This is a genomic window from Pseudomonas putida, assembly GCF_016406145.1.
Taxonomy (GTDB): Bacteria; Pseudomonadota; Gammaproteobacteria; order Pseudomonadales; family Pseudomonadaceae; genus Aquipseudomonas; species Aquipseudomonas putida_E.
Map to the genome: position 1 here is coordinate 2,701,157 of NZ_CP066306.1, position 24,236 is coordinate 2,725,392.

Here is a 24,236-nt window from a genome sequence, read left to right on the forward strand (position 1 = left end):
AACAACAAAGAGATTTTCACCATGGCACTGACCCGCGAACAGATGGCACAACGCGTCGCACGTGAACTGAAGGACGGCTTCTACGTCAACCTCGGCATCGGCATCCCCACCCTGGTGGCCAACTACGTCCCTGCTGACATGGATGTGATGCTGCAGTCGGAAAATGGCCTGCTGGGCATGGGCGAGTTCCCTACCGAGAGCACCATCGACGCCGACATGATCAACGCCGGCAAGCAGACGGTCACCGCCCGCCGCGGCGCCTCGATCTTCGATTCGGCACAATCGTTCGCCATGATCCGTGGCGGCCATGTCGACCTCACCGTGCTCGGGGCCTTCGAAGTGGACGTCGAGGGCAACATCGCCTCGTGGATGATCCCGGGCAAGCTGGTCAAGGGTATGGGCGGCGCCATGGACCTGGTAGCCGGGGCCGAGAACATCATCGTCACCATGACCCACGCCTCGAAGGATGGCGAGTCCAAGCTGCTGCCGCGCTGCAGCCTGCCGCTGACCGGTGCCGGTTGCATCCGCAAGGTGCTCACCGACCTGGCCTACCTGGAAATCGAAAACGGCGCCTTCATCCTGCGCGAAACCGCGCCCGGTGTGAGTGTTGAAGAAATCATCGCGAAAACCGCCGGCAAGCTGATCGTGCCGGACGATGTGAAAGAAATGACCTTCTGATACACATCCCCAGCCCTGTGGCAGCGGCGGCAGCTGTGAATGCGATGGTCAATGCACCAACGCTTTCGCAGGTGTCGTCGTTGCCACAGGGTTTTGTGCGTTGAGCTTGAAACGTAGCCCCCATAAAACCAATAAAAGGAAGTTACAGTGGCCGCTGAAATCCAAGACAGCCGCTCCGCGCGCTTTGCCCTGCGTTGCTCCAACTGGGCCGAGCGCTGGTTCCCTGATTCCTGGGTGTTCGCTGCCCTGGCAGTGGTGCTGGTATGCCTCGGCGCCATGGTCATGGGCGCCAAACCTACCGATACCGCCAAGGCCTTTGGCGATGGCTTCTGGAGCCTGATCCCTTTCACCATGCAAATGGCCTTCGTGGTCATCGGCGGCTACGTGGTGGCCAGCTCACCCCCTGCCGCACGGCTGATCGACCGCCTGGCGCGGGTGCCGAAGAACGGTCGTTCGGCGGTGTGCTGGGTGGCGCTGATCTCGATGCTGGCATCCTTGCTCAACTGGGGCCTGTCCCTGGTGTTCGGTGGCCTGCTGGTGCGCGCGCTGGCACGGCGCAGTGACCTGAAGATGGACTACCGCGCCGCCGGTGCCGCTGCTTACCTGGGCCTAGGTGCGGTCTGGGCCCTGGGCCTGTCGTCTTCAGCGGCGCAGTTGCAGGCCAACCCGGCCAGCCTGCCGCCGTCCATTCTGTCGATCACCGGCGTGATCCCATTCACTGAAACCATCTTCCTCTGGCAGTCCGGGGTGTTGCTGGCGGCCCTGGTCATTGTCTCGCTGGTGATCGCCTACGCGACCGCACCTGGCCCGAACAGTGCGCGCAGTGCCGAAGACTGCGGCGTCGACCCCAGTTTCACCGCGCCGCCCGCACCCCAGCGCACCCGCCCGGGTGAATGGCTGGAATACAGCCCGATCCTTATCCTGCTGATGGTAGCGCTGGCCGGCGGCTGGCTGTACCAGGAGTTCGCCACCAAACCGGCCATTACCGCGATCTCCGGGCTCAATACCTACAACCTGCTGTTCATCATGCTCGGTGCATTGCTGCACTGGCGCCCACGCAGCTTCCTTGACGCCGTGGCGCGTGCAGTACCGACCACCACCGGGGTGCTGATCCAGTTCCCGCTGTACGGCTCGATCGCCGCCATTCTCACCCAAGTGAAGGGGGTCGATGAGCAAACCCTGGCCCACCACATTTCGCTTTTCTTCACCCAGATCGCCACCCATGACACCTATGCCGTACTCATGGGCGTGTACTCGGCGGTGCTGGGTTTCTTCATCCCCTCGGGCGGTGGCAAGTGGATCATCGAAGCGCCCTACGTGATGCTGGTGGCCAATGACCTGCAGTACCACTTGGGCTGGGCAGTGCAGATCTACAACGCCGCTGAAGCGCTACCCAACCTGATCAACCCGTTCTACATGCTGCCGCTACTGGGTGTGCTGGGCCTGAAGGCGCGCGACCTGATCGGCTTTTCGTTCGTGCAGCTGCTGGTGCATGTGCCGCTGGTGCTGGTGCTGTTGTGGGCGTTGGGTACGACCTTGCAGTACGTGCCGCCGGTGATGCCTTGAGCTGAACTTTCATTGAAGTTGCGGCTGAACACACCTTTTACGGGTGTGTATCATGGCGAGCCGGGCACGAAGCGTGGCTCTTTTTCGCGCAGGCGTTAGCGTCTGAGCACAGGCCCGGCTACAGCAGCAGGTGAGGGCAGGGGCGATGATCGAGGTGTCGGGGTTCTGGCGGGATTCGGCGTTGCCTTTTGTAGAAGCAAGGCGCGTTGGGGATGGGCGTCAGGTGTGCTATGCCGCCCATTCCCATGAAAGTTTTTCGCTCGGCGTGATCACCGGGGGGCGCAGCACCTACCTGAGTGGGACCAGCCAAGTCGAAGTGGGCGCTGGTACCACGGTGCTCATGAACCCCGGTGTGGTCCACACGTGCAATCCTATTGCTGGGCAGGGCTGGTCATACCTGATGCTGTTCGTCGACATGCCGTGGCTGAAGGCGCTCGGTTTCAACTTGCCCGCGCAAACCTGCAGTACCTCGCCGGCACTCTACAGTGCCGTGCTGCAAGTGTTTGCCGACCTGTTCGACGGCAACCTGGATGACCGAGAGGCCCGGCTGGCGTGTTTTTTCAATGCACTGCCAGGCTACCTGCAGGCTGCTACCGGCAAAACGCAAGCCCATCACCCGCAGCTGGAGGCGGCAGCTGCGTTCATCCGGGCCCACCGCACCGACCCGCTGACGCTGCAAGACATCTGTGCTGCCAGCGGCTTGTCCCGCTCTTATCTGATCCGTACCTTTGCCCAGCGTTTCGGCTTGACGCCGCATGGTTACCTGCTTGATCAGCGCGTGCAGTATGCCCGCGCGCAACTGCGCACGGGGCGGGCGATTGCCGAGGTGGCACTGGAGGCAGGATTTGCCGATCAGGCCCATCTGCAGCGGGCGTTCAAGCAACATCTGGCGGCGACGCCCGGGCATTATCGCAAGGCTCAGCGACCATCAAACGAGCAGGTACAGCGCGCTGATCACCAGCAGTAACGCCAAGCCTCGGTTGAACATCTGCAGGTAGCGCGGCTTGCGCAAGTACTGCTGAATCATGCTGCCTGCCCAAGCCCAGCTGGCCACTGAAACAAAACAGATCGGCCCATAGATCCACGTGAACAGCCACAGCATCTGCTGCTCGCCACCGGTATAGGCTGCCACGCCCGCCACCGCCGCTAGCCAGGCCTTGGGGTTCAGCCACTGCATGGCTGCGCCCTCCCAAGCCGAAGGGGCGCGTTGCGGGTGCTCACCACCCAACTGCCCGTCATCACTGGCCAGCTTCCACGCCAGGTACAGCAGGAACGCCACGCCGCCCCAGTGCAGCGCCACGCCCAGCAACGGCCAGCGCATCAACAGTGCGTGCAAGCCCAGCCCCACCAGCACCAGCAGCAGGCAAAAGCCCAAGGTCGCCCCGGCAACATGCGCGAGGCTGGCGCGCAGGCCGTGGCGTGCTCCGCTGCCAAGGGCGACGATGTTCACCGGGCCGGGGGATATCGATGCTGCCAACGCAAACGCAGCCATTGAGAGGTACAGGCTCATCGGGAATGTCCGTGTGAAGGAGGTACTTGCCATGCTGCCCAGAAGCCAAACCGTGGTATTGAAGAAAAGTCCCCATAAAACTGCGTACAGGTTTTGTAATAGTTTGGCGCTATCAGAAAAAAGCTCTGCTCTTGTAGGATCGGATTCCCTATTTTCTATCCAGGTCCCCATGAGCACCTTCGCGGAACCCCCCAGTTTTCGGCCGTCCTGGCCATCCTTTCCCCGTCTCCGTGACGCTTCCTTCGTGAGTACCCGCTAATGGAATGGCTAGCCGACCCCACGGCCTGGCTGGGCCTGTTGACGCTTATCGTCCTCGAGCTGGTGCTGGGTATCGACAACCTGGTGTTCATCGCCATCCTGGCCGACAAACTGCCGCCGCATCAGCGCGATCGGGCGCGGGTGATCGGTCTGAGCCTGGCGCTGATCATGCGCCTGGGCTTGCTGGCCAGTATCTCGTGGATGGTCACCCTGACCGCGCCGTTGTTCGAGGTGTTCGGCAAGAGCTTCTCCGGCCGTGACCTGATCATGCTGTTCGGCGGTGTGTTCCTGCTGTTCAAGGCCACCATGGAATTGCATGAACGCCTCGAAGGCCATGTCACGCAGGCCAGTGGCGCGGTGCGCCATGCCGCGTTCTGGCCCATCGTGGCGCAGATCGTGGTGCTCGACGCAGTATTCTCGCTGGATGCGGTGATTACTGCAGTAGGTATGGTCGAACACCTGTCGGTGATGATGATCGCGGTGATCTTCTCGATCGGCATCATGATCGTCGCCAGCAAGCCGCTGACCCGCTTCGTCAATGCTCACCCAACGGTCATCATGCTGTGCCTGGGCTTTTTGATGATGATCGGCTTCAGCCTGACGGCCGAAGGCCTGGGCTTCCATATCCCCAAAGGGTATCTGTATGCGGCCATTGGTTTCTCGATCCTTATCGAGCTCTTCAACCAGCTTGCCCGTGCCCGCCGCAAGCAGAGCCTGCAGCAGCACCGGCCATTGCGTGAGCGTACCGCGCACGCCGTGCTGCGCCTGCTGGGCGGGCGCAGGGTGGAGGCTGACGAGGTTGGCGAGGAGATCGCTGACCTGGTTGCCGGCGGTGAGGAACATGTGCTGTTCGACCGCCGCGAACGGGTGATGATCAGCGGGGTGCTGAACCTGGCCGAGCGGCCAATCCGGACGGTAATGACTGCCCGTACCGAAGTCGACGTCCTCGACCTGGCGCAGCCTGCTGCAACCATTACCGAGGCGTTGGCCAACTCACCTTATTCGCGCCTGCCGCTGATTCGTGACGGCCGCATCGACGAGCCGCTGGGCTTTGTGCACAAGAAGGAGCTGCTCAAGGAGCTGCTCTCCGGCAACCAGCCGGACCTTGAGCGCATGGCCCGGGCACCGTTGAACCTGCTGGAAAGCTTCAGCATCCTCAACGCCCTGGAGCAGATGCGCGGCCAGTCGACGCACATCGCCTTCGTGGTGAACGAGTTCGGTGACTTTACCGGCTTGCTGACCATGACCGACATCCTCGAGTCGATCGCCGGTGAGCTGCCTGATGCCAGTGAGGTGGAAGGCCCGGGTATCGTTGAGGAAGCTGATGGCTTTGTCGTCAGCGGCGCGCTGAACCTCAGCCAGGTGCAGGCGCGTACCGGCTTCAGCGCGCGTGCCACCGAAGATTACCAGACCCTTGCCGGCCTGGTGATGAGCCTGCTCGACCGCCTGCCGGTGGTCGGTGACCACCTGGCCTGGAACGGCTGGAGCATGACCGTGGTGGCGGTGGAGGAGCGGCGGGTGCGCCAGGTGCGCCTCAAACCGAACGGCGACGTTGGCGCAGCAGGTGCCTGAAACCCTCAAGCACCAGCACCAGCACCGCGGCCCAGATCGGCAGGTAAGTCAGCCACTGATCCGGGCCGATGGTTTCGCCCAGCAGCAGCGCCACGCCCACCAGTAGCACCGGTTCGACATAACTGAGCAGGCCGAACAGGCTGAACGGCAGCAGTCGGCTTGCCAGCACGTAGGCGATCAGGGCTGAGGCACTGATCGCGCCGAGCAGTGGAATCAGGCCGTACAGGCCGGGATGCGCAAGCAGGTCTGCGCTCGACAGCGGCCCTTGGATGACGAAGTACAGGGCCCAGGGCAGCAACAGGCACATGTCGCACCACAAACCGCCCAGGTGGTCGGTGCGGCAGCGTCGGCGCAGTACGAAGTAGATAGGGTAGCCAATCATCACCAGCATGGTTTCCCAGGCAAAGCTGCCGTGCTGGTAAAGCTCGTGCGCCACGCCCAGCGCAGCGCAGGCCACTGCCACTTTTTGCAGGCGTGACAGGCGTTCGCCGTAAACCAGGCGGCCCGTCAGCACCATCGCCAGCGGCAGCAGGAAGTAGCCCATCGATACCTCAAGGCTGCGCCCGTGCAGGGGGGCCCAGAGGAACAGCCACAGTTGCACGCCCATCAGCCATGAGGTGCCGACCATGCCCAGCAGCAGCACAGGCGTCTGACGCACCCGCGCCAGCAGGTCGCCGACCCGCTTCCAGTCTTTGCTGGCCAGCATGAACAGCGTCAGGCAGGGTAGTGTGAGCAGTGTGCGCCAGCCAAAGATCTCTTCGCCATCGAGTGGAGTGAGCAGGGAGGTATAGAAGTACATCACGGCGAACAGGCAGGAGGCCATGACCGAACAGAGAATGCCTTTTGACACGAATGCCTCGAATAGCTGGATGGGCGGTTGGATCAGCCGCGCATGATCTCAGGGGCCGCGTCATGCGGCAACCGCGTAACGCCCGGTCGCGTGGCCAGCGCCTGGAGAAATTGCGCTGCCGGCATTGGTCTGGCGAACAGATAGCCCTGCTGAAAGTCCACGTCATACCGGGCCAGATACTCGCGCTGCACTTCGGTTTCCACGCCTTCGGCGACGATGCCCAGGCCCAGCTTTGCCGACAGCTCGATGATGCTGTCAAGGATGTGCTGCGACAGCGCATCGCCTCCGATCATTGCCACAAAGCTCTGATCGATTTTCAGGTAGTCGATTTTGAACTGACGCAGATAGTTGAGGCTGGACTGGCCGGTGCCGAAATCGTCCAGTGCGATCATCACACCCATTTCGTGGAGTTTGTCGAACAATTCCAGCGTTACCCCGGTGGCCTCGATCAGTTTGCGCTCAGTCAGCTCCAGCGTCAGCACCACCCGCCCGGGGGGGAAGTGCTCGAGGAACGTGCGGCAGTCGTCGATCAGGGCCAGGTCATGGCAGTGGTCGGCCGTAATGTTGATGCCAATGTGGAAGCCGTCTTCCAGCAATGCAGCGTACGGCGCCAGGCTTTGCGCAGTGTGCTGCATCAACGCACGGGTCATGTCGACGATCTGGCCGCTGTGTTCGGCATAGGGAATGAACAGATCGGGGCGCACCAGGCCCTCGTGCGGGTGGTTCCAGCGCATCAGCACTTCGGCGCCAGCCCAGCGATAATCGCCTTTGCGCACCACCGGCTGGAAGTACGGCAGGAACTCGTCAGCTTCCAGCGCACGGCGCAGTTCGGCGCGTGGAGAGTTGGCGCGGCGGATTTGCCAGCGACAAGTGCAACCGGCTGCAACACCGAGCAACAGCAGCAAGCTGAGCAATGCCGGGTAGCGGCTGCGCAGCACTTCGCCCCGCTTGTCGGCGGCATAACCACCGTGAACGCTGAAGGGGTAGTGCGTCGATCCGAGTGTCACGTCGCCAATGGGGGCGGTGGGCGGCTGGCCTTGATGCACCACGCCGTCCTTGCCCATCCACGCCGTACCGACGCGCAATTGCAGCGCCTCATCGGGGCCCATAAGGCGTAATGCAGTCAGTAAATGGTCGCCATCTACTGTGGTGATCGCGCCTCTGTCGCCGTCACTGGCCCGATACACCAGCAGTGGGTGCCCGGGTGTGACCGAGTTGCCGTCCATCAGCCACAGCGTGCCATCGGTGTAGTCGCGGGCATCTACCGGCTCGTCGAACTCGCCGAACAGAGAGGTGCAATACAGTGTGTCCTGCCGGAACAGGTTGGTCGAGCGTACATAGGCGTTGCGCGTCACCTGTCCACGCAAGGCCAGTTCGACTTGCCCGCATGGGCTGCCAGCTAGCGGCAGCAGGGTCTGGGCGGCACCGGAGATGCTGTCCAGTATGCGCTCGACCTGCTCGACCACTTGTCGCGCGGTAGCCTGGCTGCTGGCGCGCAGTTCGCGCTCGATTTGCCAGTTCATCACGATCAGGCCGAACGCCAGGGGCAAGATGCCAACGCCCCAAGGGAGGAGGGTGCGCCAGCTCCAGCGGGCGGGACTTTTACTGCGCAGGGGCATGTTGGCGTAATCTTTAACTTGAAATGACTGAGGATAGCCGTTTGTCGGCGCGTGTGAACAACTAATGCGCGACAAAGAAATTTACGCAATGTAGAATCGATTTACGAATACAACAATAAGGTCTTTCTTCATTGAAGGATCAACCCCACCGAGAATGGGCCTATATGACAAACCAAGGGTTCAAGCTGATCATTGGTGACTTCCTCGCCAGAAGCGTGCGCGGCATCCCATGCTCACCGCCAGTTACGTACCACATCCCAGGCATTCAATAATTTTCGCTGCAGATGAGGATACGAACATGGCTGATATCTTTGACAATCCAATGGGCCTGATGGGCTTTGAATTCATTGAACTGGCTTCGCCAACCCCTGGTGTTCTGGAGCCCGTCTTCCAGATGCTCGGTTTCACCAAGGTAGCCACACACCGCTCCAAGGACGTGCACCTTTATCGGCAAGGTGGCATCAACCTGATTCTCAACAACGAGCCGAAAAGCATCGCCTCCTACTTTGCAGCAGAGCATGGGCCGTCGGTGTGTGGTATGGCGTTCCGGGTACGCAACGCTCATGAAGCCTATGCCCGTGCGCTGGAGTTGGGCGCCCAGCCGGTCGAGATCGAAACCGGCCCGATGGAACTGCGCCTGCCGGCGATCAAGGGCATCGGCGGCGCTCCGCTTTACCTGATCGACCGCTTCGAAGAAGGCAGCTCGATCTACGACATCGACTTCAACTTCATCGAGGGCGTCGACCGCAACCCGCCGGGCGCAGGCCTGAAGATCATCGATCACCTGACCCATAACGTGTATCGCGGCCGTATGGCTTACTGGGCCGGCTTCTACGAGAAACTCTTCAACTTCCGCGAAATTCGTTACTTCGACATCAAGGGCGAGTACACCGGCCTGACCTCCAAGGCCATGACCGCGCCGGATGGCATGATCCGCATTCCACTCAATGAAGAGTCGTCCAAAGGGGCGGGGCAGATTGAAGAATTCTTGATGCAGTTCAACGGTGAGGGCATCCAGCATGTGGCCTTCCTCACCGATGACCTGCTCAAGACCTGGGATGCGCTCAAGGGCTACGGCATGCGCTTCATGACTGCGCCGCCGCAGACCTATTACGAAATGCTCGAAGAGCGCCTGCCAGGGCACGGTGAACCTGTCGACCAGCTGCAGGCTCGCGGCATTCTGCTTGACGGCGCCTCCGAAGCAGGCGACAAGCGCCTGCTGCTGCAGATCTTCTCGGAAACCCTGCTCGGGCCGGTTTTCTTCGAGTTCATCCAGCGCAAAGGTGATGACGGCTTTGGCGAAGGCAACTTCAAGGCACTGTTCGAGTCGATCGAGCGCGACCAGGTTCGCCGAGGTGTGCTCGACGTTCAATAAGTGAAGTGTGCCGCCGTCACGAATTCTGGGCGGCGGCACAGCCAGGTTTACCCCATTGCCTGAACAGCCCCCAGTAGAAGATCGAACCCGTGATGATGCCAATCAACGCAAGCGATGGCAGGATCTGCATCAGCATGTGGCGCCTTTCATTAGCGGCAAAGCCGTCGGGATAGCCGACCTTCACGGTGTAGCCGTACTTGTCCGATTTTCCGGTCATGAAGAACTCGGATTGAGAGGGGCGGGCAGGGTCTCGGCTGTCGCCATCGGCCCAGATGTAAAAATCTCCGAACTCCAGCAGCAATACCAGCCCGGTTTGAAATGCACGCAGTTCGTTGCGAAGTTCCATGCCGTAGGTTGACGCGATCACACTCAGGTTTTCGCGACGAAGTTGGTAGGCGACAAGCACTGCATTGGGCGCTGTAGGAGAATCGAAGATCAGTTGTACCGGAGACTCCGAGGTAGTCGTAAATCTGCTTTTCGTACGGGGAGGAACCTGGGTGTCACAGTAGACACGCGCATCGACAGTCAAGGCCAACGCTCGCAGGTAGCGGACGTCTTGAACTTGTTTCAACAGGGGCGCCTTGGCTGTCTCGCAAGCGCTGCCAGCCAGCGGCATTGCCACCACGGCCGCGTCGTGCAAGCGGTTGAGGGACATATCAATGGAAAAGATGGCTTCTTTCAACGATACGCGAGCCGTCTCCTTGAGCTTGTTATCGTGCTGATAGATCATCACCATCAAGCCTGAGGCAACAGGTATCGAACTGATCGCCAGCGTCAACAACAGCGCCATCATGCTGCGACCGAGAACCCTGAATTTTGACATAGGACTGCAGCCCTCCTGATCCGAGTTGTCCGAGATGGACAGTTGACCGGAGAGCCTATGTATTCAGCGGAGTCGCTACTGTAATCCCCAACCGTGTCTGACTGAGGATTTGCGCAGTTGCGGCGTAAGAATGATTACGGGTTGAGCGTCTGAACTACTTTTTCTGCCAGTAAACGCGTAGAGGCGGGGTTTTGTCCTGTGATCAGGCGGCCATCACAGACAACAAAGGGCTTCCAGGGATCATCATGCTTGCTGTAACTGCCCCCTCGCGCGCCCAGTTCGTTCTCGGTGAGAAAAGGCACCACCTCCTCAAGTTCGGCAAGCTTTTCTTCGGTATTTGAAAAACCGGTGACCTGGCGATCCTTGAGCAGCAGCTTGTTATCACTGAGTTTGATGTTAAGCAGCCCTGCGACGCCGTGGCAGACAGCCGCCACCACGCCGTTCTTCTCGTATATCCTGCGCGCCAGCTCCTGCAATTGCGGGTTGTCAGGGAAGTCCCACATCACGCCATGGCCACCGGTGTAATAGATGGCACAGTATTCGTCTGCCGTGACCTGGCCGGGGCTTAGCGAGGCGCCCAGGCGGTTCATGAAACCCTTGTCGTTGTAGTAGTTCCAATCCATCTCGGGCGCCATCTGCAAGCTGTGCGGATCGATTGGCACGTAGCCGCCTCCGGGGCTGACGTAGTCTACTGTATAACCAGCTTGCTGAACCGTCTCTACAAAATGCACAGCTTCACCCAGCCATAAACCGGTTGCGCGATTCAGGGTCGGATATTTGGCGGTATTGGTCAGTACCACCAGAATTTTCTTGCTCATCACGACACTCCTGCCTGTAATCAACCGGGGAAGTCAGCGCATGGCGCGGGAAGCCAGTAAAGCATAGCTGGCGTTGTAAGCACTGCCTGCCCAGGTGCCAGAATCGGTGCGATTCGCACATGGCCTATTGCAGCGCTTGAACGTGGAGCCGATGATGCAGGAACACCTCATTGAATCTAGAGCAACAGTGGAATCAACATCTTGGTAGCAAACAGTACACCTTGTGATACCCCGCCGCGTGGCATGGCACTGTCTACCCCTGCACAGTCGACTGCTGGCATGAGGGAAAGGATTGTGCAGTTCGACTGGCGGGATACGGACCTTGGGCCTTTGCCGCACTGGGATGCCACGTTGCGCATTGCGATCGACATGATGCTGATGTCGTCGTTCCCCAGTGCAGTGGTCTGGGGGCCGAACATGAACGTTGTCCATAACGATTCCTATGTGGCGCTGATCGGTGGCCTGGACCAAGCGCTGGGCATGCGCTTCGATTCGTTGTGGAACAGCGTCTGGGACGATATCGGCCCATGGGTGTTCAAGGCACTGGAAGGTGGTACCAGTTTTGTCGAAGATCAGCCTCATCAGATCAAGTGCGCAAAGACTGGTGCCCTGCGCTTGTACGTATTCAGTTATGCGCCGATTCGTGACGAGCAACATGAAGTTGTGGGTATGCTGCATACCGTGATCCAGAGCTCTGACAGTGTTGCAGCGCATGACAGGTGGCGCGAGCAGGCGCAGGCATTCGAGCGTCAGATGGCGCGATACATGGCAGACCGCGATTACATGTGGCGCCTATCACGTGATGCCATGCTCACCGTGAGCCTGGACCTCAAAATGATCGCGGCCAACCCGGCCTGGCATCGCGCCCTGGGCTGGAGCGAGCTTCAGGTGCAGGGTACGTCGATCCTGGATCTGGTTCATCCGGCCGACAGGGATGAAGTTGAAGCGGCTGCAATCGATTTCGTCAACGACAGAGGGCCTTCAGAGCTCGAAACACGTGTGCGCCATGTCGACGGGCATTACCGCTGGTTCCACTGGAGTGGCAGCTTCGACGGTTCTGTACTGACGGCCGTTGGGCGGGACATTACCGACGACCGTGAAGAGGCCATGCGCCAGTCCCAGGTACTGTTGCGCAACACTCAAAGGCTGGAGGCAGTCGGTCAAGTGGCTGGCGGCTTGGCCCATGAGATGAACAACCTGTTGTCGGGTATTGGCGGCAGCCTGGAATTGTTGCAGCGACGTATGAGCCAAGGCCGGATGGAGCTTATCGACAGCTACGTGGAGATGGCGCGCGATTCGGTGCAGCGCGCCATGAGCCTTACCCACCGGCTGCTGGCGTTCTCCCGCCATCAGCCCCTTGCTGCTGCACCTTTGAATATCAACTGCCAGCTGACCGCCATGGAGCCGATGTTGCGCCATGTGCTCGGGGCTGAAGTGTGTTTGTCCTGGGAGTTGGATGTCGAGCCATGGACCGTGTGCCTGGATGTCTGCCAACTGGAAAACAGCCTGATCAACCTGTGCGCCAATGCACGTGAAGCTTGCCTGGGCCGGGGCAATGTTGCGATTCGCACGATCAACACCCGGTTGGCCTCGGCGTTTCCTGAAGAAGGTGGCCTGCCGCCGGGTGACTATCTGGGTTTGCAGGTCATGGACGATGGCCATGGCATGCCGGCAGAGGATGTGGCCAGGGCCTTCGAGCCGTTTTTCACCAGCAAACCCATTGGGCGTGGCTCAGGGATGGGGCTGGCGATGGTGCATGGCTTCGTCGGGCAATCAGGCGGTTACGTGTGGATCGAATCGTCACCTGACCAAGGTACGAAGGTATGCATGCTATTCCCGCGATGCCTGGAAGAGATACCGCAAGCGCCTGCCGTACCGGTGCCACAGACGTCACTGGCAAACGGGCAGCGCGTGTTGTTGATAGACGACGAGCACAGCCTGCGCACGGTCATGGGCGAGTATCTGCGCGAGCGGGGTTTTACGGTCACTGATGTGAGAGACGCCAATACTGCGCTGGAGTGTTTCCGTCAAGATGGCCCGTTTGATCTGGTCATCACCGACATCGGGCTGCCTGGGGGCTTGAGTGGTCGTCAGATGGCCAGAGCCATGCGCACCATCAAACCTGACCAGAAGATACTGTATATCACCGGTTATGTGGATCAACCGCTGGAGCCGCACATACTGGAAATGCCAGGCACGGCGCTGTTGATCAAACCCTTTGAATTGTCGACATTGGCCGACCAGGCACTGCTGTTGCTGGACGAATGAGCCCGTCAGGCCTCACCTAGAATCTGCATCACTCGGGCATGAAATTGCGCCAGTTCGAATGGTTTGCACATCAATTGCATGCCTGCCCCGAGAAAACCCTCCCGTGCCATTGCCGTTTCGGTGTAGCCGGTGATGAACAATATGGGCAGATGCGGGTGCAAGGTACGGGCGATTTCTGCCAATTGCCGCCCGTTCATGCCCGGAAGGCCTACGTCACTGACCAGCAGGTCGATTGCCTCAGAGGATCGCAATATTTGCAGGGCCTCACTGGCATTGCACGCACTGCGGTACGGGAAACCCTGCTCCTTAAGGGTCTGGCACAAAAGCTGGCGCACATCCGGGTCATCTTCGACCACCAGGATCGTGCGGCCGCTACGCCGTGAAAGTGGTGGCGCTGCGGGAGCCTGCGCTTGTTCTTGCTCCAGGTGTCGCGGCAGGTAAAGGTCCACGCGGGTGCCTTGGCCTATCTGGCTATGCAGTACCACATGCCCTTGGGACTGTTTGCTGAAGCCGTAGACCATCGAAAGGCCCAGACCGATACCTTGGCCCACCGGTTTGGTGCTGAAGAATGGCTCGAAGGCATGTTCGAGTGTGCTCTGTGACATGCCTTGGCCTTCGTCAGTGACGCTCAGGCACGTATAGTCGCCCACCGCCAGGCTGCCATCGGCAAACTGCCTCGCCGTTACCTTTCGATTGCTGGCTTCGACACGCACCTTCCCGCCGTTGGGCATGGCTTCGCAGGCATTGAGCAGCAGGTTGTCCACGGCTTCTTGCAATTGTGTGTCGTCGCCGGCCACTGGCCAGGTGTTTTGGGGCACTGTCAGTTGCAGTATCACGCCGTGTTGCAGTGCGGCCTCCAGCCGTTTTGGCTGTAGCATTGCCTGCAGGTCGATGCGACGGCTCTGCAGCGACTGTCTGGATGAGAACGCCAATAACCGATGGGTAAGGCGCGCTGCACGCGAAACGGCCTCCTGCCCCCTGTGCAGCAAGCTTTCCACCCCCTTGGTGCTGCCCTGTTTCAACCGTCTGTCGATCAGTTCGAAACTGCCCCCGATGCTGGTCAGCAAGTTGTTGAAGTCGTGTGCCACACCGCCGGCCAATTGCCCGATGGCGTCCATCTTGCGGGTCTGGTGCCGCGCTTGCTCCGTGCTTTGCTGTGCCTCGCTGTGAGCCTCCAGGCGTTGCTGCAGGTCAAGTAACTGGTCGCGCGCCAGGTACTGGCGGCGACGGTGACGAAGTGCCACCTTGATCAGCTCCAGTAGCTGCTCATTTTCGAACGGAATGGCCAGCAGCGTCAGGTTGCCCAGTGGATGGTCGGCGGGCGTGCAGGGGCTGGCTGACGGTTGCGGGGTTTGCGTGAGCAGTACGATGGGCAAGTCCGACCAGGGCGGTTGTTGGTCGATGAAATCCTGCAACAGTCCGCTTTGGCTGCTGTTGAGCATGTGTTCGTCGATGACCACCAAGCCTGCGCCACTGCCAAGTCCGTCCTGCAGGTGGGCCATGTCACGCGAACACAGGCAATCGATGCCAGCGCTCGTCAGAAACGTCGAGGCGTGCGTGGCAAGTTGCCTGGGTGCCAGAATCAAGGCACGTTCGTCGAGTGACAGCGACCTGGCCAATGTGATTCTCCTTAAGGGCTGCCATGCCTGGCCAAGCCGTGAATGGGCCGATACCCACTGGACCACAGGCAATCCCTTAGGGTTCAACGCATCTAAAGCCCCTGCTGCAGAAACGGATCGTCAGGGTTTTGCCGCTCCAGTTCGGCAAGCAGCACCTGAACGTTCTGCAACTGGCCTGTTTCTTTCCAGTATTGAATCAGCAACACCCGCGCCCGGCGATTTGCCGGTTGCCGGCTGAGCAGGGTTTCGAGCTGCTTTTGCGCTGCATCGGACTGTTCCAGGTCGTGCAGGGTCACTGCCAGGCTATAGCGATAGTCGGCATTGTCCGGCTCCAGCTCGACTGCGCGGGACAAAGCGAGCAGGGCGAATTCGCGCTGGCCATGGCGGATCAGCCAGCGCCCCAGTTCGTGTTGCAGGAAGGCCGAATCCGGGCGCAGCGCCAGTGCCTGTGCCAGTACCTGCCGGGACTGGTCGTGGTGGCCTTGACGTTCGAGCAAGCGTACCTGGGTCGCCAGGGCGTCGAGGTTGTCCGGGTTTGACGCGAGGCTACGTTGCAGGGCGGATGCAGCCTCTGTGTACTCATTCTCATGCAGATACAGGCGTGCCAGGTGTACCTGGGCCGCGGCATCCTGGGGCTGTTGTTCCAGCGTTTGCTGGTATTGCTCCAGTGCGGCCTGCAGTGGGCCGAAGTACAGACCAATGGCGTCGGGGTCCAGGCCAAGCAAGGCATCGACGGCGGCGAAGCGTACACTTTGCTCGGCATCATCCAGCAGGGGGCCAAGAACCAGGCTGCGCTGTGCCGCAGGCAGCAGGCGGCGGATGCTGGCGATCGCTGCACGACGGACCAAGGGTTCATCGTTTTCCAGGTCCATGCGGGCCAGTTTCAGCGCTTGTGGTGAAGGGTAGTTAGGCAGCTCTGCGTACAAGGCTGCGCGGCGGATCGGCGCCAGGTCGTTGCGTTGCAGTTGCTGGTAGAGCACCCGCGCGGCGCCCGGTTGGCCTTCATGAGCCTGGCGCAGGGCTTTGGCGTAGCTGTGCGGGGGAAGTGTCGGTTGTGCTGGCGGGGTATCCCGGCGCAGGTAGACGATGCCGACTGATACCAGAATCAGCAGTAACACAGCGATCAGGTAGCGGTGGCGTGTGGGCATCGGAGGGGGCCATGGCGGAGGAAGTGGAAGCTTGGGGCAGATTGGCGTGGGCTGCAAGGGCACCACAGCAATCAAGGCATGTGCCCGGCCGCACTATCAGCGACCTGTAAACAAACCAAAAAAAGCCCCGCAAGCCAAGGCCAGCGGGGCAAACGGTTGGGGGAGGAGCCAACCAAAGGAGTCGTTTGAAAAGTTGGAAATCAGCGCACGCTGGCCACCGAGTCCGGCTGCCAGCCGCCGCCCAGCGCCTTGTAGATCGAGACAATGCCGCGATACAGGTCAACCTCACCCTGCGCCTGTGCATCTTCGGCGCTCAGCCGCTCACGCTCGGCATCGAGCAGCACCAGATAATCCACCGTACCTTCGCGGTAGCGCACCGAGGCCAGATCTGCCGCCTTGCGGCTGGCATCGCTCTGACGCATCAGCGACAGCAGCCGCTGCTGGGTCTTGTCATAGTCGCTGAAGGCATTGGCCGACTCTTCCAGGGCCAGTAATACCTGCTGTTCATAATTGGCCAAGGCACCCTCTGCATCGGCTTTGGCACCGCGCAGGCGGGCGCGCACGCTACCCAGATCGAACGCAGCCCAAGTGATGCTTGGCCCCAGCCCCCAGGCGTTGGCTGCCGACGAGCCGATCTGCGAACCGCGCGCCGCGGTAAAGCCTAAAAAGCCGCTCAGGCTTACCCGCGGGAACAGGTCGGCAGTCGCCACGCCCACATTGGCGGTGGCTGCGGCGAGTTGGCGCTCGGCACTGCGGATATCTGGGCGGCGGCGCAGCAGTTCACCCGGGTCGCCTACCGGCAGGGCCTTGGCGATAGCCGGCAAGGCCTTGGGCGAGAGGTCCACGCTCAGGGCATCCGGGCGCTGGCCGAGCAGGGTGGCAATGCGGTGGCGAGCCCGTGCCTGCTCGGCCTGCAGTTGCGGCACTGTGGCTTCGACCCCGGCCAGGCGGGCGTCAGCGCGCACCACATCGAGCTCGTTGCCGACCCCGGCGTCGCGCAGGGTCACCGTGATGCTGCGCGATTCCTGCTGGGTCTTGAGGTTGGCCACGGCGATCTTCTCGCGCAGTTGTGCACCCCGCAGCTGGCCATAGGCATCGACCAGTTCAGCGATCAGGCTGACCTGCAACTGCTGCAGGTCGGCCTGGGCGGCAGCTGCCTGAGCGTCGCTGGCTTCGATCTGGCGCTGGATACGGCCGAACAGGTCGAGCTCCCAGGCCATGTCCAGGCCCAGGTCGTAACGCTCGCTGTTGACCCGTTGATCGGTCTGGCCGGGTACCTGGCCCTTGCCGATCTCACTGCTGGCGCGGCTGGTGACCACCGGCAACTGGTCATTGGCGGCATCATCGCGGATCGCCCGCGCCGACTTGAGCCGTGCAAAGGCCACGCGCAGGTCGCGGTTGCCGTCCAGCGAAGCCTGCACCAACTGGTTCAGTACCGGGTCATCGAACTGCTTCCACCACACGCTTTCGAAGCGGCTACGGTCGAAGGCCTTGGCCTGCACGTCGCTGGCCAAACGCGCAGGCTCAGTGTCCGGCGCTTTGTAGTCCGGGCCTACCGCGCAGGCCGCCAGGGCCAGTGCCAGCAGGCTCGGGGTCAGGGGTTTGAGCAGCTTCATGCGTGGTTCTCCAGCGATTGAACGCGTTCGGCCTTGCGGGCCTGGCGACGTTCGACGAAACGGCGAATCAGGAAGAAGAACACCGGTGTCAGGAACAGGCCGAACACGGTCACGCCGATCATCCCCGAGAACACCGCTACACCCATCGCATGGCGCATTTCCGAGCCGGCACCGGAGGAGAACACCAGCGGTACCACGCCCATGATGAACGCGATCGAGGTCATCAGGATCGGCCGCAGGCGCAGGCGGCAGGCTTCCAGCACCGCAGCCAGCGGGTCGAGGCCCTTGGCTTGCTCGTCCTTGGCGAACTCGACGATCAGGATGGCGTTCTTGCACGCCAGGCCCACCAGTACGATCAAACCGATCTGGGTGAAGATGTTGTTGTCGCCACCGGAGACGATCACCCCGGTGATTGCTGACAGCAGGGTCATCGGCACGATCAGGATCACCGCCAGCGGCAGGCTCCAGCTTTCGTATTGGGCCGCCAGCACCAGGAACGCCAGCAGCACGCACAGCGGGAACACCAGCAGAGCGGTATTGCCGGAGAGGATCTGCTGGTAGGTCAGGTCGGTCCACTCAAAGGTCATGCCGTTGGGCAGTTCCTCGTTCAGCAGTTTCTCGATCGCGGCTTCGGCCTGGCCGGAGCTGTAGCCCGGGGCTGCCGCACCGTTGATTTCCGCGGTGATGAAGCCGTTGTAGTGCATCACGCGATCAGGCCCGGAGGTGTCGCTGACCTTCAGGAAGGTCGCCAGCGGGATCATCTCGCCCAGGTTGTTGCGCACCTTCAACTGGCCGATCTGCTCGGCATCGAGGCGGAACTGCTGCTCAGCCTGGACGTTGACCTGGTAGGTGCGGCCAAAGCGGTTGAAGTCGTTGGTGTACAGCGAACCCAGGTAAACCTGCAGGGTGTCGAAGATGTCGGTGATCGCCACGCCGTGGGTCTTGGCCTTTTCCCGGTCGATGGCCGCATCTACCTGGGGCACGTTCACCTGGTAGCTGGTGAACAGGCCTGCCAGCTCCGGTACGTTGTGGCTCTTGGCGATGATGTTCTGGGTTTCCTTGTACAGCGCTTCGTAGCCCAGGTTGCCGCGGTCCTCGATCTGCAGGCGGAAGCCGCCGATGGTGCCCAGGCCTTGTACCGGCGGTGGGGGAAAGATCGCGATGTAGGCATCCTGGATGTCGGCGAACTGGGCGTTCAAGGCGGCGGCAATGGCCGCTGCCGACTGGCTCGGGTCCTTGCGCTCATCGAACGGCTTGAGCGGGGTGAACACGATGCCGCTGTTGGGGCTGTTGGTGAAACCGTTGATCGACAGGCCCGGGAAGGCTACCGAGTCGGCCACGCCAGGTTGCTTCAGGGCGATTTCGCTCATGCGCTTGATCACCGCCTCGGTGCGGTCGAGGCTGGCGGCGTCAGGCAACTGGGCGAACGCCACCAGGTACTGCTTGTCCTGGGCCGGCACGAAGCCGGTCGGGGTGGACGAGAAGCCCAGATAGGTCAGGCCCATCAGGCCGGCATAAACGAACAGGGCGATGCCGCTGGAGCGGATGACCCGGCGCACACCACCGACGTAACTGTGGCTGGCGCGGTCGAAGAAGCGGTTGAACGGGGCGAACAGCCAGCTGCCCAGCAGTTTTTCCAGCAGCCGCGAGAAACGGTCTTTGGGTGCGTGGTGGTCCTTGAGCAGCACTGCGGCCAGGGCTGGCGACAGGGTCAGCGAGTTGAAAGCCGAAATCACGGTCGAGATGGCGATGGTCAGGGCGAACTGTTTGTAAAACTGCCCGGTAAGGCCGGAGATGAACGCGGCGGGCACGAACACTGCGCACAGCACCAGGGCGGTGGCGATGATCGGCCCGGTCACTTCGCCCATCGCCTTTTGCGTGGCTTCCAGCGGTTTGAGGCCTAGCCCGATATTGCGTTCGACGTTCTCCACCACGACGATGGCGTCGTCCACCACGATACCGATGGCCAATACCAGGCCGAACAGCGACAGGGCGTTGAGCGAGAAACCGAACAGGTGCATCACCGCGAAGGTCCCGATCAGCGACACCGGCACAGCCAGTAGCGGGATGATCGAGGCGCGCCATGTCTGCAGGAACAGGATCACCACCAGCACCACCAGCACCAGCGCTTCGAACAGGGTGTGCACCACTGCTTCGATGGAGCCGCGCACGAAGATGGTCGGGTCATAGACGATGCTGTAGTCCATGCCTTCAGGGAAGTCTTTCTTCAGCTCGGCCATCTTCGCCCGCACTTCGTCGGAGATCTCGATGGCGTTGGAACCGGGGCGTTGGAAGATCGGAATGGCCACCGCCGGCTGGTTGTTCAGCAACGAACGCAGGGCGTACTGGCTGGAGCCGAGCTCGACCCGGGCGATGTCCTTCAGGCGAGTGATTTCGCCATCGGCACCGGCGCGGATGATGATGTTCTCGAACTCTTCCTCGTTCACCAGCCGGCCCTGGGTGTTGATCGACAGCTGGAAGCTTGTCGAGCCGGGGGCGGGCGGGGCACCCAGCTGGCCCGCGGCAACCTGGCGGTTCTGCTCGCGGATGGCCGCGACCACGTCACCGGCGGTCAGGTTGCGCGAAGCGGTCTTGTTCGGGTCGAGCCACACCCGCAGCGAGTAGTCGCCCATGCCGAACAGTTGCACATCACCCACGCCGCCCAGGCGTGCCAGCTCGTCCTTGATGTTGAGGATGGCGTAGTTGGACAGGTAGAGCATGTCGTAGCGATTGTCCGGCGAAGTCAGGTGCACCACCATGGTCAGGTCGGGTGAAGCCTTGTCGACGGTGATACCGATACGGGTCACTTCTTCCGGCAGCTTGGGCTGGGTGCGCGTGACACGGTTCTGGACCTGAACCTGCGCGTTGTCCAGGTCGGTGCCCAGGGCGAAGGTGATGGTCAGGGTGAGCTTGCCGTCGGCGGTGGATTGCGAGGACATGTACAACATGTTCTCGACACCGGTGATGGCCTGCTCCAGCGGTGCGGCGACGGTTTCGCCGATAACTTTGGGGTTGGCGCCCGGGAAGTTGGCGCGCACCACCACGGTAGGCGGCACTACTTCCGGGTATTCACTGATCGGCAACTGGAACAGCGAGATGGAACCCGCGATCAGCAGCACCAGCGACAGCACCGCAGCGAAGATCGGCCGGGTAATGAAGAATTTCGAAAAGTTCATCGGTGTTGTCCCTTAACCGCGCGGCGCTTGGGCGCTGGCGACTTTTGCATTGGTGCCGGCAACCTTCGGCGGCGGGTTGCTGGCTTCTAGAGCCTGGCGCTGCTGGGCGAGGGCGGCGAGGGTCTGTTCGCTGGCCATGGGTGTTTCTTGCGGGGTGACTGGCGAGCCAGGGCGTACCCGCTGCAGGCCCTTGACCACGATGCGATCATCCTTGCCCAGGCCGCTGCGCACGATACGCAGGCCTTCGAGCTTGGGCCCCAGTTCCACGGCGCGGTAGGTCGCCTTGTTGTCCTTGTCCATCACCAGCACGAACTTCTTGCCAAGGTCGGTGCCCACGGCTTCGTCGTTGATCAGCACGGCGTCGTACTGGGCGCTGCCCACCAGCTTCAGACGGGCATACAGGCCAGGGGTGAACTGGCCGTCGCGGTTGTCGAACACGGCACGGCCACGGATGGTGCCGGTGCGCGGGTTGACCTGGTTGTCGACGAAGTTCATCTGGCCAAGGTGCGGGTTGCCGGTTTCGTTGGTCAGGCCCAGGTAAACCGGAGTGGCTTGGCCGCGCTGCCCTTCACGGGCCAGCTGTGTGTACTTGAGGTACACGCGCTCGTCGGCGTCGAAGTAGGCATAGACCTTGTCGGTGGAGACCACGCTGGTCAGTGGCGTGACATCGGCAGTGACGATGTTGCCGGCGGTGTACTGGGCGCGGCTGACACGGCCGCTGATCGGCGCGGTGACACGGGTAAAGCTGAGGTTCAGGCGGGCCAGGTCAAGCTGGGCCTGGATCGCATCGACACCGGCGCGGGCCTCGGCGGCGGCGCTGCTTCGCGACTCGGCAAGCTCGGCGGAGATGGCGTTGCTGTCACGCAGACGCTCGCCACGGCGGGCTTCGTTGGCGCTGCGGATGGCGGTGGCCTTGGCCTGTTGCAATTGTGCTTCGAGGCGGCGCACTTCGGCCTGGAACGGGCGTGGATCGATCTGGAACAGCAGGTCGCCTTTCTTGACCTGGGCGCCTTCGGTGAAGCCCACCAGGTCGATCTGGCCGGATACGCGCGGGCGCACTTCGACGGTTTCCGGGGCTTCGAGGCGGCCAGTGAATTCGTCCCATTCGTTGATCGGCTGCTCGATCACTTTGGCGACGGTGACCTTGGGCGCGGCGGGAGCCTGCACGGCATCTGGGGTGCGGCCACAAGCGCTGAGCACCACCACTGCCAGGGCAGCGAGGGGGAAGCGCAAGGGTTTGAGTGAGTGGTCCATGGAGAACTCCGCCAAAGTATTAGTAGTGGGCGGAGTGTGAGTGCCTTGCGCGTGACGCACGAATCGAACGCAGCGAAGGTTATTATCACGCGCAATGATATGTCGGGATATTTCATCGATGGCGGGCATGGTAGGGTGCCAGCTTTGATCCTCCCGCGCATGTGACCCAAGGCCCGATAGTGAACAGCTCCCCTCAACTCCCCGGGCCCTTTGGCATCGTCTGCCTGGGCATCCTGCAAATACTGGTCTGGGGCGGTTCGTTCTTCCTCATGGCGGTGATGGCCGAGCCCATCAGCCGCGACACTGGATGGCCCAGCCAGTGGGTGTACGGTGCGCTATCGCTGAGCTTGATGGTCTCGGCGCTGCTTGCCCCGCTGTCCAGCCGCCTGGTTGCACGCTACGGTGGCCGTCCGCAGATGGCCGCCAGTGGCGCCGTGGTCGCGATGGGCTTGCTGCTCATGGCCGTCAGCCAAGGGCTGGGGCTGTTCCTGCTGGCCTGGGCGGTGATCGGGGTCGGCATGGCGATGGGGCTGTACGAGGCACTGTTCGCCACCCTTGGCGGGTTGTATGGCGAGGGTGCGGGCAAGGCAATCACGGGCATCACCCTGATCGCCGGCTTCGCTTCGACCCTGTCCTGGCCGACAGTGGCCTTGGCCATCGAACACCTGGGCTGGCGCACCACCTGCGCCTGCTATGCGCTCGTGCTGCTGGTGGTGGTGGCGCCTTTGTATTGGCGAGTGTTGCCGGCCGGGGGGCGGGTGGAGGTGCGCAAGGCACAGGATCAAGGCAACGCGATCGGGGTCGATCGCCAGCTTTATCTGCTGTTGACCAGCATGTTCGCTATTGGCGCGATCATCATGACGGCAATTGCCGTGCAACTGGTGGCCGTGCTCCAGGGCCTTGGGCACTCGCTGCCGGTGGCAATTGGCCTGGCGGCGATGCTCGGCCCCAGCCAGGTGGCCTCCAGGGTGTTGCAGATTCTGGCCGGCCAGCGCCATCCGATCTGGACGGCCTTGGCTTGGGTCAGCCTGGTGCTGGTCGGCCTGCTGCTGGTGACGCTGGTGCCGGCGGCCACGGCCGTGGGCCTGCTGGTGTTCGGTTGTGGTAATGGCTTGCGGGCGATCGTGCGCGGGCTGTTGCCCTTGGCGATGATGCCGCCTGCGCAATACGTGCTGTTGATGGGGCGCATGTCGCGGCCATCGCTGATCGGCCAAGCGTTGACGCCGCTGGTGGGGGGCTACCTGTTCGAGCACTTTGGCGCGATGGGGGTGCTGGTGACCTTGTGCCTGTTGGCGCTGGTCAATGTGGTGCTGGTGGGCGCGGTGATGCAACGGGTGCGCAGCGGCGCGTGACGGGCGGCTCCCACTGGGTTTGCGCTGAGCTTGAGAGCAGCGGGGTACCTGTAGGAGCCGGCTTGCCGGCGATCACCGGCGAAGCCGGTGCCCTGCACCGCAGCGTCTGCATCGCCGGCAAGCTCACACAGGTTACCGATCAACCGCGGGCAAACTGCAGCAGCTTGTCCCCATCCAGCCGGTACCGCACCCACTCATCCTGCGGCTCGGCCCCCAGCGACTTGTAGAAACCGATCGCCGGTTCATTCCAGTCCAGCACACTCCACTCCAGCCGCCCGCAGCGGTTCTCCACGGCTTCGCGGGCAATATGCCGCAGCAGGTCGCGGCCCGCGCCGCCACCGCGCTGCTCAGGCGTGATGTACAGGTCTTCCAGGTAAATACCGTTGCGCCCCAGCCACGTCGAATAGCTGTAGAAATACACGGCAAACCCCACTGCCTGGCCATCGCGTTCGCAGATCAGGCTGTGCACCGTGCTGCCTTCATCGAACAGGCTGTGCTCGATATCGGCAAGGGTGGCGATCACTTCATGGCGCGCACGCTCGTACTCGGCCAGTTCGGTGATGAATGCAAGAATCTGTGCGGCATCAGTACGTACTGCGGGGCGAATGGTAAGGCTCATGCTGGGCTTCCTTGGAAAGCAGTGCGTCGTATCGATACAGTCATGTGTATCTGCGTAATTTAATGTAACTGTACCGGTTGTGCGGAAGGCGACTGCCGTAGTGTGACAGCACTCA

The 24,236-nt window shown here is 61.7% G+C and carries 18 protein-coding genes; 7 read left to right on the forward strand and 11 right to left on the reverse strand.

What is annotated here, in order from left to right; all coding sequences use genetic code 11:
- Window positions 1-21: 21 nt before the first annotated feature.
- From JET17_RS12360 to JET17_RS12370, 3 genes are all read left to right on the forward strand, one after another.
- The gene (locus JET17_RS12360) at window positions 22-678 is read left to right on the forward strand and encodes a CoA transferase subunit B (RefSeq protein ID WP_012314292.1); all 657 of its coding nucleotides are present in this window, start codon (window positions 22-24) and stop codon (window positions 676-678) included.
- Window positions 679-825: 147 nt separating this feature from the next.
- A complete protein-coding gene (locus JET17_RS12365) occupies window positions 826-2,244 on the forward strand; it encodes a short-chain fatty acid transporter (protein ID WP_012314293.1) in 1,419 nt (472 codons plus the stop codon).
- Window positions 2,245-2,389: 145 nt separating this feature from the next.
- Complete coding sequence (locus tag JET17_RS12370) at window positions 2,390-3,211, forward strand: helix-turn-helix domain-containing protein (RefSeq protein WP_012314294.1); 822 nt, start codon at window positions 2,390-2,392, stop codon at window positions 3,209-3,211.
- On the opposite strand, the gene JET17_RS12375 is transcribed toward JET17_RS12370, so the two are convergent.
- Window positions 3,173-3,754, reverse strand: coding sequence for a LysE family translocator (locus tag JET17_RS12375; protein ID WP_012314295.1), 582 nt, complete (start codon window positions 3,752-3,754; stop codon window positions 3,173-3,175). The genes JET17_RS12370 and JET17_RS12375 overlap by 39 nt on opposite strands.
- 258 nt (window positions 3,755-4,012) lie before the next feature.
- Between JET17_RS12375 and JET17_RS12380 the strand changes: the two genes are divergently transcribed.
- A complete protein-coding gene (locus JET17_RS12380; RefSeq protein WP_012314296.1) occupies window positions 4,013-5,584 on the forward strand; it encodes a TerC family protein in 1,572 nt (523 codons plus the stop codon).
- Here JET17_RS12380 and rarD read toward each other — a convergent pair.
- Window positions 5,547-6,434 carry an EamA family transporter RarD gene (gene rarD / locus JET17_RS12385; protein ID WP_012314297.1) on the reverse strand — a complete coding sequence of 296 codons (888 nt, stop codon included), beginning with the start codon at window positions 6,432-6,434 and terminating at the stop codon, window positions 5,547-5,549. The two genes, JET17_RS12380 and rarD, sit on opposite strands and share 38 nt — an antisense overlap.
- A 32-nt stretch (window positions 6,435-6,466) precedes the next feature.
- Complete coding sequence (locus JET17_RS12390) at window positions 6,467-8,053, reverse strand: EAL domain-containing protein (protein WP_012314298.1); 1,587 nt, start codon at window positions 8,051-8,053, stop codon at window positions 6,467-6,469.
- A gap of 298 nt (window positions 8,054-8,351) precedes the next feature.
- Between JET17_RS12390 and hppD the strand changes: the two genes are divergently transcribed.
- Window positions 8,352-9,428 (forward strand): 4-hydroxyphenylpyruvate dioxygenase, encoded by a 1,077-nt coding sequence (gene hppD / locus JET17_RS12395; protein ID WP_012314300.1) that lies wholly within the window; start codon window positions 8,352-8,354, stop codon window positions 9,426-9,428.
- A gap of 16 nt (window positions 9,429-9,444) precedes the next feature.
- On the opposite strand, the gene JET17_RS12400 is transcribed toward hppD, so the two are convergent.
- Window positions 9,445-10,251 carry a CSS-motif domain-containing protein gene (locus JET17_RS12400; RefSeq protein ID WP_012314301.1) on the reverse strand — a complete coding sequence of 269 codons (807 nt, stop codon included), beginning with the start codon at window positions 10,249-10,251 and terminating at the stop codon, window positions 9,445-9,447.
- 134 nt (window positions 10,252-10,385) lie between these two features.
- A complete protein-coding gene (locus JET17_RS12405) occupies window positions 10,386-11,069 on the reverse strand; it encodes a type 1 glutamine amidotransferase domain-containing protein (RefSeq protein WP_012314302.1) in 684 nt (227 codons plus the stop codon).
- Window positions 11,070-11,348: 279 nt separating this feature from the next.
- On the opposite strand from JET17_RS12405, the gene JET17_RS12410 reads away from it, so the two are divergent.
- Window positions 11,349-13,337 (forward strand): hybrid sensor histidine kinase/response regulator, encoded by a 1,989-nt coding sequence (locus JET17_RS12410; RefSeq protein WP_233100427.1) that lies wholly within the window; start codon window positions 11,349-11,351, stop codon window positions 13,335-13,337.
- Window positions 13,338-13,342: 5 nt separating this feature from the next.
- Here the strand turns inward: JET17_RS12410 and JET17_RS12415 are convergent, their stop codons facing one another.
- The 5 genes from JET17_RS12415 to mexE all read right to left on the reverse strand — a co-directional run bounded on the left by JET17_RS12415 (window position 13,343) and on the right by mexE (window position 22,150).
- Complete coding sequence (locus JET17_RS12415) at window positions 13,343-14,956, reverse strand: response regulator (RefSeq protein ID WP_042111426.1); 1,614 nt, start codon at window positions 14,954-14,956, stop codon at window positions 13,343-13,345.
- Between the two features lie 92 nt (window positions 14,957-15,048).
- The gene (locus JET17_RS12420) at window positions 15,049-16,104 is read right to left on the reverse strand and encodes a tetratricopeptide repeat protein (RefSeq protein ID WP_012314305.1); all 1,056 of its coding nucleotides are present in this window, start codon (window positions 16,102-16,104) and stop codon (window positions 15,049-15,051) included.
- 200 nt (window positions 16,105-16,304) lie between these two features.
- Entirely contained in the window at window positions 16,305-17,720 is a 1,416-nt protein-coding gene (locus JET17_RS12425; protein ID WP_012314306.1) for an efflux transporter outer membrane subunit, read from the reverse strand.
- The gene (locus JET17_RS12430) at window positions 17,717-20,896 is read right to left on the reverse strand and encodes an efflux RND transporter permease subunit (protein WP_012314307.1); all 3,180 of its coding nucleotides are present in this window, start codon (window positions 20,894-20,896) and stop codon (window positions 17,717-17,719) included. Before JET17_RS12430 ends, JET17_RS12425 begins: the two co-directional genes overlap by 4 nt.
- Window positions 20,897-20,908: 12 nt before the next feature.
- On the reverse strand, window positions 20,909-22,150 hold the full coding sequence (mexE, locus tag JET17_RS12435) for a multidrug efflux RND transporter periplasmic adaptor subunit MexE (protein WP_012314308.1): 1,242 nt from the start codon (window positions 22,148-22,150) through the stop codon (window positions 20,909-20,911).
- Between the two features lie 230 nt (window positions 22,151-22,380).
- Between mexE and JET17_RS12440 the strand changes: the two genes are divergently transcribed.
- On the forward strand, window positions 22,381-23,502 hold the full coding sequence (locus JET17_RS12440; RefSeq protein WP_042111968.1) for an MFS transporter: 1,122 nt from the start codon (window positions 22,381-22,383) through the stop codon (window positions 23,500-23,502).
- A gap of 139 nt (window positions 23,503-23,641) precedes the next feature.
- On the opposite strand, the gene JET17_RS12445 is transcribed toward JET17_RS12440, so the two are convergent.
- Window positions 23,642-24,121 carry a GNAT family N-acetyltransferase gene (locus tag JET17_RS12445; protein WP_012314310.1) on the reverse strand — a complete coding sequence of 160 codons (480 nt, stop codon included), beginning with the start codon at window positions 24,119-24,121 and terminating at the stop codon, window positions 23,642-23,644.
- Between the last annotated feature and the right edge of the window lie 115 nt (window positions 24,122-24,236).

Excerpts from the sequence above, each read along its gene's own strand:
- JET17_RS12360 (WP_012314292.1), top strand. The coding sequence starts at position 22 with ATGGCACTGACCCGCGAACAGATGGCACAACGCGTCGCACGTGAACTG.
- JET17_RS12370 (WP_012314294.1), top strand. The coding sequence starts at position 2,390 with ATGATCGAGGTGTCGGGGTTCTGGCGGGATTCGGCGTTGCCTTTTGTA.
- JET17_RS12375 (WP_012314295.1), bottom strand. The coding sequence starts at position 3,754 with ATGAGCCTGTACCTCTCAATGGCTGCGTTTGCGTTGGCAGCATCGATA.
- JET17_RS12380 (WP_012314296.1), top strand. The coding sequence starts at position 4,013 with ATGGAATGGCTAGCCGACCCCACGGCCTGGCTGGGCCTGTTGACGCTT.
- JET17_RS12390 (WP_012314298.1), bottom strand. The coding sequence starts at position 8,053 with ATGCCCCTGCGCAGTAAAAGTCCCGCCCGCTGGAGCTGGCGCACCCTC.
- hppD (WP_012314300.1), top strand. The coding sequence starts at position 8,352 with ATGGCTGATATCTTTGACAATCCAATGGGCCTGATGGGCTTTGAATTC.
- JET17_RS12400 (WP_012314301.1), bottom strand. The coding sequence starts at position 10,251 with ATGTCAAAATTCAGGGTTCTCGGTCGCAGCATGATGGCGCTGTTGTTG.
- JET17_RS12405 (WP_012314302.1), bottom strand. The coding sequence starts at position 11,069 with ATGAGCAAGAAAATTCTGGTGGTACTGACCAATACCGCCAAATATCCG.
- JET17_RS12410 (WP_233100427.1), top strand. The coding sequence starts at position 11,349 with ATGAGGGAAAGGATTGTGCAGTTCGACTGGCGGGATACGGACCTTGGG.
- JET17_RS12420 (WP_012314305.1), bottom strand. The coding sequence starts at position 16,104 with ATGCCCACACGCCACCGCTACCTGATCGCTGTGTTACTGCTGATTCTG.
- JET17_RS12425 (WP_012314306.1), bottom strand. The coding sequence starts at position 17,720 with ATGAAGCTGCTCAAACCCCTGACCCCGAGCCTGCTGGCACTGGCCCTG.
- JET17_RS12430 (WP_012314307.1), bottom strand. The coding sequence starts at position 20,896 with ATGAACTTTTCGAAATTCTTCATTACCCGGCCGATCTTCGCTGCGGTG.
- mexE (WP_012314308.1), bottom strand. The coding sequence starts at position 22,150 with ATGGACCACTCACTCAAACCCTTGCGCTTCCCCCTCGCTGCCCTGGCA.
- JET17_RS12445 (WP_012314310.1), bottom strand. The coding sequence starts at position 24,121 with ATGAGCCTTACCATTCGCCCCGCAGTACGTACTGATGCCGCACAGATT.